The sequence below is a fragment of the Pseudomonas sp. PDM17 genome (assembly GCF_014851985.1).
Taxonomy (GTDB): Bacteria; Pseudomonadota; Gammaproteobacteria; order Pseudomonadales; family Pseudomonadaceae; genus Pseudomonas.
Genome location: NZ_JACVAT010000008.1, coordinates 1 through 9,878, shown reverse-complemented (window position 1 = coordinate 9,878; position 9,878 = coordinate 1). Strand labels below are relative to the sequence as shown.

Genomic DNA, 9,878 nt, shown 5'->3' with positions numbered 1-9,878 from the left:
GGAGCGGGCCATGCCCGCGAACGGCGCCGGTAGGCGCCGTTGCTACGGACTACTGGATCGCCGCCACCGGCTGCCCAGCCACCTGCCGGCTCGCTGCCTCCAGTGGAGCGGGGTTGGCCCAGTCGGCGGCCTTGAAGTCGCGGCGGATCAGGCCGTAGCTCTTCGCGGCCGTGATGGACGCATCGAGGCGGCCGAGGAAATCGGCGTCCAGCTTCGGCGACAGTACTTCCACCAGCGGCCGGTCCTGGTATTCGCTCTTGAAGATCACCGCCGGATAGCTGGCCTGCTTCGACACCAGTTCGATATAGGCATCGCGGTTGGCCTCCGCACTGGCCCATTGCACGGCCTGCAGCTGCACCTTGAGCAGCCGCTCGGTGATGTCCGGGTGGGCGTCGACGAATTCGCCGTTGCCCACCAGCAGCGCCTGCAGGGTGCCGGCGCCGCCGAGGTCGCGGGTGTTCAGCGGGATTTCCGCCAGGCCCTTGTCGCGCAGGGCGAACAGGCCGGCCAGGCCCCAGGTGGCGTCGATCTGCCTGGCCGCCAACGCCGCAAGCGCTGCGCTGAAGTCGAGGTTGATCACCTTCAGGTCCTTCTCGGTAAGGCCGGCGCTGGCCAGGGCGTTGTCGAACGACAGCTGGCTGGCAGTGCCGCGGAAGATGCCCACGCGCTTGCCCTTGAGGTCGGCCAGGGCCTTGATCCCTGAGCCCGGCTGCACGCCCAGGTAATGGTTCACGCCGCGCGCGGTGGCGGCCAGTACGCGGCTGTCCAGGCCGCTGGACTTGCCGATGATCGCCGCAAGGTCTCCCAGGTAGGCGAAGTCCACCTGGCCGTTGGCGAAGGCCTCGTTGACCACCGGGCCGGCGCCCTTGAAGAAGCTCCATTTGACCTGGATGCCGTCCTTGGCGAATTCCTTCTCCAGTAACTGGCGGGTGTAGAGGATGTCCACCACGCCGCCGCCGGAGTGGTTCTGGCCGGCGCTGACGTCGGGCACGGCGATGCGGATTTCCTTCACCGGGTCGGCGGCCTGAGTGGCCAGCGGGTAGACGCCGAGGAGGCCGGCCAGCACCGGCGCAGCGAAGAGGGACAGCAATTGAGTGGTGAGGGCCTTCATGGCGCCTGCCTCCTGCAGTGGGGGAGCGCGTGTGGCTCCGGCGAGCGCACTAAAGGCATGGGGCTGTTCATCAACAAAATAATAAAAATTCATTTTTTAGAAACTGTTCGAGCTAAGCGAGGGATGACAAGGCTTCGCGGGTAGATGCCCGGCGGGCATAAAAAATATTCGGCGAATGCATTGGATGAGCACCGGGACCTTCCCTTAAATGGCTTGTGTTAGCTCATAAATGAATTGATATAACTATTTATATTCCAATGAAGAATATTACGAAGCCCTATCGCCTTGCTTTTCCCAGCCCCCGCCTGAGGCCTTCCACCGTCGGTTGGAGCGGGCTTGACCCCATCCTGCCGTGGCTGGTGCCGCTGGCCATTGCCGTGCTCTGGTGGACCGCCAGCCACCGTCACTGGATGTCCGCGCAGATCCTGCCCACGCCCGAACTGGTGCTGCAGGCCGGCCGCGAGCTGCTCGCCGGCGAGCTCTGGGAGCAACTGGGCATCAGCCTGAAACGTCTGCTCCGGGGCCTGCTGGCCGGCATCCTCAGCGGGCTGGCACTGGGCGCCTGGCTCGGCTTCAGCCGCCGCGCCGAGCGTCTGGTGCTGCCCACCTTCAGTGCCCTGGCGCAGGTTCCGACCCTGGCCTGGATTCCGTTGTTCATGCTGTTCTTCGGTATCGGCGAGCTGCTCAAGCTGGTGGTGCTGGTCAAGGCGATCATCGTGCCGGTGACGCTGCACACCCTGGTCGGCGTGCGTGATGCCCAGCCGCGTCTGCGCGAGGCCGCAGCCGTGCTGCGCCTGCCGCGCCGATTGTTGCTGTGGCGGCTGATCCTGCCGGCGGCGCTGCCGGCTTTCCTCACCGGCGTGCGCCTGGCGCTGGCGCAGGGCTGGACCTCGTTGCTGGCCGTGGAACTGCTGGCTTCCAGCGAAGGCGTCGGCTACCTGATGGTGCAGGCGCGCCAGCTGTTCATGCTCGACATCGTGTTCGTCTGCATCCTGGTCATCGGCCTGGTGGGCGCGGCCATGGACCGTGGCATCCAGGCGCTGGACCGGCGTCTGGTTCACTGGCCGCAACAGGCCGCAGGAGAGTTCCGGAGAAGTACGGCGGGGCAGGGCTGGGAACGCCTACAACCCTGGCTGCTGCCGTTGGCGCTGCTGGCGATCTGGCAGGCGGCGAGCGCACTGCAGTGGGTCGATCCGGCGATTCTCGCCAGCCCCGCGTCGGTAGCCGTCGCGCTGTGGCAGGGATTGCTGGATAGCAGCCTGACCGCCGCGTTGCTGGCCAGCCTGCAACGCACGCTCGCCGGCCTGCTGCTGGGCGGCTCGCTGGGTTTCCTGCTCGGCCTGGGACTGGGCCTGTGGCGCCCGGCGGAGCGGGTGCTAGGCCCGTCCTTCGCTGCGCTGCGGCAAGTGGCGATCTTTGCCTGGGTGCCACTGCTCACCGCCTGGTTTGGTTTGGGCGAGCTGGCCAAGGTGGTGTTCGTCGGCCTGGCCGCATTCTTCCCGCTGTTGCTGGCCACCCAGCGCGGCATCGCCAGCCTGCCGGCGCAACTGAGCGAAGCGGCCATCGCGCTGCGCCTCTCGCCCTGGCAACGGTTGCGGCGGCTGGTACTGCCAGGGGCCGCGCCCTCGGTGTTCGCCGGGGTGCGTCTGGCGCTGATCTATGCCTGGCTCGGGACCATTGGTGCCGAGTACTTCATGCCTTCGGACGGCGGCATCGGCAGCCTGATGATCGGCGCGCAACAACTCTTCCGCATGGACCTGGTCGGCGCCGGCATGTTGCTGGTCGGACTCACCGGAGCCTTGCTGGCCGCCCTCGGCCAGCGCATCGAAGCGCGGGTGACGCGCTGGAGACACGCATGAACGCTTTCGCATCCCAGGCGCTGGTGAGCTTTCGCCAGGTCGCCAAGAGTTTCCCCGTGGACGGCCGCGAACTTCAGGCCATCGAGCGTTTCGACCTGGAGATCGCCGACGGTGAATTCATCGCCATCGTCGGCGCCAGCGGTTGCGGCAAGTCCACGCTGCTGCGGCTCCTGGTGGGACTGGACCGCGAGTTCCAGGGCGAGATCCGTATCGACGGCACGCTCATCGACGGTATTGGCGGCGAGCGCGGCATCGTGTTCCAGGAGCACCGCCTGTTCCCCTGGCTGAGCGTGGAGCAGAACGTCGCCCTCGGTCTGGTCAACGAACCGCTGAGCGAGACCGGCAAGGCCGCCAGGGTCGCCGATTATCTGCAACTGGTCGGCCTGACGGCCTTCGCCCGCGCCTACCCGCATCAGCTGTCCGGCGGCATGGCGCAGCGCGTGGCGATCGCCCGCGGCCTGGTGGCCAGCCCGCGCATCCTGCTGCTGGACGAGCCGTTCGGCGCGCTCGATGCGCTGACCCGCCAGCAGTTGCAGGAGGAGCTGCTGCGCATCCGCCAGCGCGAACGCATTACCACAGTGCTGGTGACCCACGATGTCGAAGAGGCGCTGTTCCTCGCCGACCGCGTGGTGGTCATGGCGCCGCGCCCCGGGCGCATCAAGCGCATCGTCCAGGTGCCGCTGGTGCATCCGCGCGAGCGCGGTGGCTACGACTTCCTGCGCCAGCGCGAGGCGCTGCTGCACGAGCTGACTGGCGAGGGCGACTACGTCGCGCCGCAGCTCAAGCGGGTGCAAGACCTGCCGTTCGAGTTCATTGCCTGCTGATCCAGAGAACCCGCCCTTGCAGGCTCACCCAACCTAACGAGTCCGACCATGAGCAAACGCCCCAACTTCCTCGTCATCGTCGCCGACGACCTCGGCTTCTCCGACCTCGGCGCCTTCGGTGGCGAGATCGCCACGCCGCACCTCGACGCCCTGGCCCTCGACGGTCTGCGCCTGACCGACTTCCACACCGCGCCGACCTGTTCGCCGACGCGCTCGATGCTGCTTACCGGCACCGACCACCACATCGCCGGCATCGGCACCATGGCCGAGGCGCTGACCCCGGAGCTGGAAGGCAAGCCCGGCTACGAGGGCTACCTGAACGACCGCGTGGTGGCGCTGCCGGAGCTGCTGCGCGAGGCCGGCTACCAGACGTTGATGGCCGGCAAATGGCACCTGGGCCTGAAACTGGAGCAGGCGCCCCACGCGCGCGGCTTCGAGCGCTCGTTCTCGCTGCTGCCGGGTGCCGCCAACCACTATGGTTTCGAGCCGCCCTACGATGAAACCACGCCGCGCATCCTCAAGGGCACGCCAGCGCTGTACGTAGAGGACGACCAGTTCATCGAGGAACTGCCGGCGGACTTCTATTCCTCCGACGCCTTCGGCGACAAGCTGATCGACTACCTCAAGGAGCGCGACCAGAGCCGTCCGTTCTTCGCCTACCTGCCGTTCTCCGCGCCGCACTGGCCGTTGCAGGCGCCCAGGGAGGTGGTCGACAAGTACCAGGGCCGCTACGACGCCGGCCCCGAGGCACTGCGCCTGGAACGGCTGGAGCGGCTCAAGCAGCTGGGCCTGATCGAAGCCGACGTGAAGGCGCATCCGGTTTTGGCAATCAGCAAGGAATGGGGGCGCCTCACCGACGAGGAAAAGGCGAAATCGGCGCGGGCCATGGAGGTCTACGCGGCGATGGTCGAGCGCCTGGACTGGAACGTCGGGCGTGTCGTCGAGTACCTGCGCCAGCAGGGTGAGCTGGACAACACCTTCGTCCTGTTCATGTCCGACAACGGCGCCGAGGGTGCGCTGCTGGAAGCCTTCCCGCGCTTCGGCCCTGATCTGCTGAGCTTCCTCGACCAGCACTACGACAACAGCCTGGAGAACATCGGCCGCGCCAACTCCTACATCTGGTACGGCCCGCGCTGGGCCCAGGCGGCCACCGCGCCATCGCGGCTGTACAAGGCCTTCACTACCCAGGGCGGCATCCGCGTGCCGGCGCTGGTGCGTTACCCGGCGTTGCAGCGCCAGGGTGAGATCAGCCACGGCTTCTCCACGGTGATGGACATCACCCCGACCATTCTCGACCTGGCCGGCGTGCGCCATCCGGGCAAGCAGTGGCATGGCCGCGAAGTGGCCGAGGTGCGTGGCAAGTCGTGGCTGGGCTGGCTGTCCGGCGAGACCGAGCAGGCCCACGACGAGAAGACCGTTACCGGCTGGGAACTGTTCGGCATGCGCGCCATCCGCCAGGGTGACTGGAAGGCGGTGTACCTGCCCGCGCCGGTCGGCCCGGCCACCTGGCAGCTCTACGATCTGGCCAGCGATCCCGGCGAGACGAGGGACCTGGCCAAGAGCGAGCCGGCGAAGCTGGCAGCGCTCATCGAGCACTACAAGCAATACGTCAACGAGACCGGCGTGATCGACGCGCCGCCACCGTTCCTGGCGCGCTGATCGCCAGCGCCGGAGCCTGTCTGCTCCCTCGCTCATGCGTGCCCGTGCGGGAAGGAAGGACAGTCCCGCGCGGGGGGGAGAACCGGTGGCCGCCCGACTGCTCGGACTGACGGCGGCCACCGGAATGCACTTCCCATTGGTTTGGCTGCGCTGGCCTTCTGTCTTATCGGCTTATGTGGGCCCGTCCTTGAGGCCGTCCTGGTGGGCGGCGGACAGATGGGGCTCCTGCCGGCTGTCCTCGGGCTCGATGTCCACCAGTTCTTCCAGCGACTCTTCGCGGGTCACTCTGGGATCGGGGTCAGGGGTATCCACGGGTGTTTTCATGCTCACCTCGCTTGCCGGGTCTGCTTGCCGGCCAGGGCGCGCAACCGTGCGCCCGCCACCACCACCTTGCGCGGCCGGTGGGTCGGATTCACCGGAACGAAGGTCTGCAGTTCGATGCGCTTGAGAAACCAGTCGACGTTGTCCTCCTCCAGCGGACCTTCGACGGTCATCAGGTCTCGCCGGATGCGTTCCACGAGGTTGTTCAGCAACACGGCGCTGGTCTGCTCCTCGTGCTGGATGACACGGGAGATCAGGCGCTTGCCCGCGGTATTGCGTAGGCTGATCAGCAGTGTGCCGTCTGGCCTGGTGGTGAACTGTGGCCGGTAGTCGCTGAACAGGTGGCTCAGGTGCTCGATGGCAGTGTCGCGGCAACTGGACATGTCGATCCCTCCCGGTGGTTGACAGAAGCCAGAGCGTTGGCTTGAGCCTGAAACCTCGCATCAGCCGTGCCAGGCCGGGAAAGACTGTTTCAGCCGCTTAACAGGCTGTTATTGCTGGAGATCGTGAGGAGATGCTGGCCTTTGGTCACTTGCAGGATGCAAGGTTGCACCGGCAAGAGGCTGGATAATGCACGGCCAGTAGCTTTGCCGCCTTTCTGGTCGCCATGGTTGCCCCCTGGCAGGCCTTCCGTCCGAAACTCGCACAACCCCGGGGTAGCCTTGATATCAGCGGCGCCTGCCAGTGCGGGCGATCCGCTTGCTGATGCCGGCGAGTCCCGGCACCAGGGCCAATCGCCAGTATTTCCCTCCGGCAGCCGAGCGGGCAGGGTTGAGCCAGGGAGAGGAGGTGGCCATGACGCAGTTCCGACGCCTGGACGTGGAAGCGGTGCTCCACGAAGCCTATCCGCTGTTCAATTTCTCCTGCTACCGGGAGGAGGGTGGTCGCTATTCAATCCGACTCAGCAGCCAGCTGGCTGACATGCCCTGTACCACCGTGGTCGGTATCCACGGTGACGAACTGAGCAGCGCAGGGCGGGTGCGCAGTCTTGGCCTGGAGCTGATCGACAGCTTCATCGACTAGCGCGCGCGGTGAGCGGCAACGCTGCTGCCGCTCACCTTCTGTGCGTCAGTGCTGATGACGGCTCAGGGCACAGGCCGCCGCCAGCAGGCCCGCGGCCGTGGCCAGCACTGCAACGGTCTGCCAGGGGTGTTCACCGGCATACTCGCCGCCCGCGCGAATGGCCCGGCGGCTGCGCTGAATCAGGTGCTCGCTGGTTTCGCGGCTGTCATCCACCAGGTCCCGCAGCCTCGTCTTGAACGCCGGCAGTTGTTCTGCCGTCAGGTCCCGACTGCTGGCCAGCAGGGATTCCAGGTCGTTCACCAGGGATTGCAACTCCTGCACGCCACTGTTGCGGGTAGAGGGGAACCATCGATAGCTGCCCATTGACTGTCTCCTTGATTGCTTCGGGTTGGAATTCGCGGGTCGGTTGCGCCCTCGGGCTTCTATCCGCCACGGGCGTCGGCACGCGCTGCCGCGCGCATTAGCGGATTTGCCAGACCCATTCGAGAGAGCCCCGAGACCGCCGGTCGTTCACTGATTCGGATGAGCGGAACCTGACGGTTCGCCTCGGGCGTGCTTGAGTGCAAGGGTCGCTCGCCGGCTCTTTTTTGCCATTGTTGGAGGCTGCGCAGGTGCGACGATTGGTGGCAGTGCGCGGGGGAGCGCAGGGGTGATCGCTTGTGCGAGGATGCCGCCCGCCACGCCATGAGCACTTAAAAAGACCGGGAGACGACTCCGATGCAGATCCGTGACTTTCGCGATGACGACATGGACCGGGTGCTGGATATCTGGCTGCGCGCTTCGCAGCAGGCCCACAATTTCATCGATACCGATTTCTGGCAGCAGCGCCTGCAGGACATGCGCGACGTCTACCTGCCTGCTGCCGCGTCGCGCGTCGTCGAGAGCGACGGCTGCGTGATTGGCTTCTACAGCCTGCACGACGGCGCACTGGCCGCCCTGTTCGTTGCCCCCGAGTGCCAGGGCCAAGGGCTGGGTTCGCACCTGCTGAGCGACGCCAAGATTCACCTGCCGATGCTGGAGCTGGCGGTCTATTCGGCGAATGCCGGCGCCGTGGCGTTCTACCAGCGGCACGGTTTCGAGGTGCTGGAGGAACGCAAGGACGAACACACCGGACATCCCGAGATGCGCATGGGCTGGAGCGCGCGTCCGGCGGTCTGCGGATGCTGAAGAAAACCGCTGCCGTTCTGCTGCTCGCCATTGCCGGCCCCGCCGCTGCCATGGATGGCAAGGGCAACTCCGCGGATCACTTCACCGTCGGCACCAGTCTGGGCACGGCCGCTGTCAGCGAGTCCAGCAGCCAGGCGCCACGTGCCTATCAGCAGGCTCGCGACGATGCACTGGCGTACGTCGCTTCGGCCGGGCAGATTCATGGTGCCCAGCTCGAACAAGCCTTGCGCCTGTACCGCAGCGAGCACCCGCAATCGCCCTTGAGTGACCAGCAGGTAGCCCAGGCCATTGCCAGCCAGGGCTGAAGGATTCTCCGCTTCCAGATAGGCAATTCGGCTTGCATTCGTGAGCCGGAATCAATTGATTTTGCCGAAACGGCGTCTTAATCCCCGTCGGCAAAGCCCGCAGACTGCTTTCCATTCGAACGATCGAGTGGTTCGCGGCGCTGCACCAAGGCTCCCACGGACTTCCCGATCGCGCCTCTTGCCGCTGAAGGAGTCCCGCCATGACCACTAACGCATCCCCGCTGTTCCAGTCCTATTCCCTGGGTGGGCTCGAACTGCCCAACCGCATCGTCATGCCGCCGATGACCCGCTCCCGCGCCAGCCAGCCGGGCGATGTGCCCAACGAGCTGATGGCCGAGTACTACGCCCAGCGCGCCGGCGCCGGCCTGATCGTCAGCGAGGGCACCTGGATTTCTCCGCTGGGCAAGGGCTACGCCTGGACTCCGGGCATCCACACCCCGGCCCAGGTCGCCGGCTGGCGCAAGGTCACCCAGGCGGTGCATGCCGCCGGCGGGCGCATCTTCGCCCAGCTCTGGCACGTCGGCCGGCTCAGTCACATCAGCCTGCTCGACGGTCAGTCGCCGGTGTCTTCCTCGGCGATGCAGGCTGAGGGCGTCAATGTGTTCGTCGCCGAGAGCGACGGCACTCCCGGTTTCGTCCAGGCCTCGAAGCCCCGCGCGCTGAAGGTGGAGGAAATCCAGGTCATCGTTGACGAGTACCGCCAGGCCGCGCGCAACGCCATGGCCGCCGGTTTCGACGGTGTCGAGTTGCACGCCGCCAACGGCTACCTGGTCAACCAGTTCATCGACTCCAACGCCAACGACCGCACCGACCAGTACGGCGGCTCGCTGGAGAACCGCCTGCGCTTCCTCGCTGAAGTGGCCCAGGCGCTGGTGGAAGGCACCGGCGACAAGAGCCGCGTCGGTATCCGCCTGGCCCCGCTGACCACCCTGAACGGCTGTTCCGATGCCGACCCGGAAACCACCTACCTGGCCGCCGCTCGCCTGCTGGGCGAGATCGGCGTGGGCTACATCCACATCGCCGAAGCCGACTGGGACGATGCCCCGCACATGCCGCTGGAGTTCAAGCGCCGCCTGCGCGAAGTGTTCCCCGGCGCGCTGATCTATGCCGGCAAATACACCGCCGAGCGCGCGACCGCCGCGCTGAATGAAGGCTGGGCGGACCTGATCGCCTTCGGTCGGCCCTTCGTTGCCAACCCGGACCTGCCCGAACGCCTGCGCCTGGGCACACCGCTCAACACGCACCAGCGCGAAACCCTGTTCGGCGGCGGCGCCCACGGCCTCACCGATTACCCGCGCTTGAGTGCCTGAACTGCATTGCTGCCTTAAAGACAGGAGTCCGAGGATGTGTCCTCACAGACACTCGCTGGTGCTGCATCGCTAGATGCGGCACCAGCGAGTACATCCACCTGACCTGCATGGTAGTCGGTGGTTTGGCGCAAGTTCACACGGACTTTACGGACGGGGCTGACTGACAAGGGCACAGCCTAACTGGTGGGATCGACGTTCTCCCCGGAACGGACGCCCGCCATGCTCATCGATGCCGCCCACCGCTTCTTCGATCACAGTCGTCATACGCTTAGTATCAGGGACGTCACCGCGCCGCTCGA

At 66.2% G+C, this 9,878-nt stretch carries 11 protein-coding genes; 7 read left to right on the top strand and 4 right to left on the bottom strand.

Annotated elements, in window-relative coordinates; translation table 11 throughout:
* Positions 1-49 precede the first annotated feature (49 nt).
* Positions 50-1,111: an ABC transporter substrate-binding protein gene (locus tag IB256_RS25215; protein WP_192404532.1), complete on the bottom strand. Its 1,062-nt coding sequence runs from the start codon at positions 1,109-1,111 to the stop codon at positions 50-52.
* Positions 1,112-1,368: 257 nt separating this feature from the next.
* On the opposite strand from IB256_RS25215, the gene IB256_RS25210 reads away from it, so the two are divergent.
* The 3 genes from IB256_RS25210 to IB256_RS25200 are packed head-to-tail and all read left to right on the top strand — an operon-like array spanning position 1,369 to position 5,453.
* A complete protein-coding gene (locus tag IB256_RS25210) occupies positions 1,369-2,970 on the top strand; it encodes an ABC transporter permease (RefSeq protein ID WP_225601951.1) in 1,602 nt (533 codons plus the stop codon).
* Positions 2,967-3,794 carry an ABC transporter ATP-binding protein gene (locus tag IB256_RS25205; protein WP_192295665.1) on the top strand — a complete coding sequence of 276 codons (828 nt, stop codon included), beginning with the start codon at positions 2,967-2,969 and terminating at the stop codon, positions 3,792-3,794. Before IB256_RS25210 ends, IB256_RS25205 begins: the two co-directional genes overlap by 4 nt.
* A gap of 48 nt (positions 3,795-3,842) precedes the next feature.
* On the top strand, positions 3,843-5,453 hold the full coding sequence (locus IB256_RS25200; protein ID WP_192404530.1) for an arylsulfatase: 1,611 nt from the start codon (positions 3,843-3,845) through the stop codon (positions 5,451-5,453).
* Between the two features lie 171 nt (positions 5,454-5,624).
* On the opposite strand, the gene IB256_RS25195 is transcribed toward IB256_RS25200, so the two are convergent.
* A complete protein-coding gene (locus tag IB256_RS25195; protein WP_167523197.1) occupies positions 5,625-5,777 on the bottom strand; it encodes a hypothetical protein in 153 nt (50 codons plus the stop codon).
* Between the two features lie 2 nt (positions 5,778-5,779).
* Positions 5,780-6,157, bottom strand: a complete 378-nt coding sequence (locus IB256_RS25190) for a DUF3509 domain-containing protein (protein WP_192295667.1) — start codon at positions 6,155-6,157, stop codon at positions 5,780-5,782.
* A 412-nt stretch (positions 6,158-6,569) separates the two neighbouring features.
* Between IB256_RS25190 and IB256_RS25185 the strand changes: the two genes are divergently transcribed.
* Positions 6,570-6,797, top strand: coding sequence for a hypothetical protein (locus IB256_RS25185; RefSeq protein ID WP_081520531.1), 228 nt, complete (start codon positions 6,570-6,572; stop codon positions 6,795-6,797).
* 45 nt (positions 6,798-6,842) lie between these two features.
* On the opposite strand, the gene IB256_RS25180 is transcribed toward IB256_RS25185, so the two are convergent.
* On the bottom strand, positions 6,843-7,160 hold the full coding sequence (locus tag IB256_RS25180; RefSeq protein WP_192210945.1) for a DUF883 family protein: 318 nt from the start codon (positions 7,158-7,160) through the stop codon (positions 6,843-6,845).
* A gap of 354 nt (positions 7,161-7,514) precedes the next feature.
* Between IB256_RS25180 and IB256_RS25175 the strand changes: the two genes are divergently transcribed.
* The 3 genes from IB256_RS25175 (at position 7,515) to IB256_RS25165 (ending at position 9,579) form a co-directional block, all read left to right on the top strand.
* A complete protein-coding gene (locus IB256_RS25175; RefSeq protein ID WP_192295668.1) occupies positions 7,515-7,964 on the top strand; it encodes a GNAT family N-acetyltransferase in 450 nt (149 codons plus the stop codon).
* Positions 7,958-8,269, top strand: a complete 312-nt coding sequence (locus tag IB256_RS25170; protein ID WP_192404528.1) for a DUF2388 domain-containing protein — start codon at positions 7,958-7,960, stop codon at positions 8,267-8,269. The genes IB256_RS25175 and IB256_RS25170 overlap by 7 nt, the downstream gene beginning before the upstream one ends.
* Before the next feature lie 200 nt (positions 8,270-8,469).
* Complete coding sequence (locus tag IB256_RS25165) at positions 8,470-9,579, top strand: alkene reductase (RefSeq protein WP_192404526.1); 1,110 nt, start codon at positions 8,470-8,472, stop codon at positions 9,577-9,579.
* Positions 9,580-9,878: the final 299 nt, after the last annotated feature.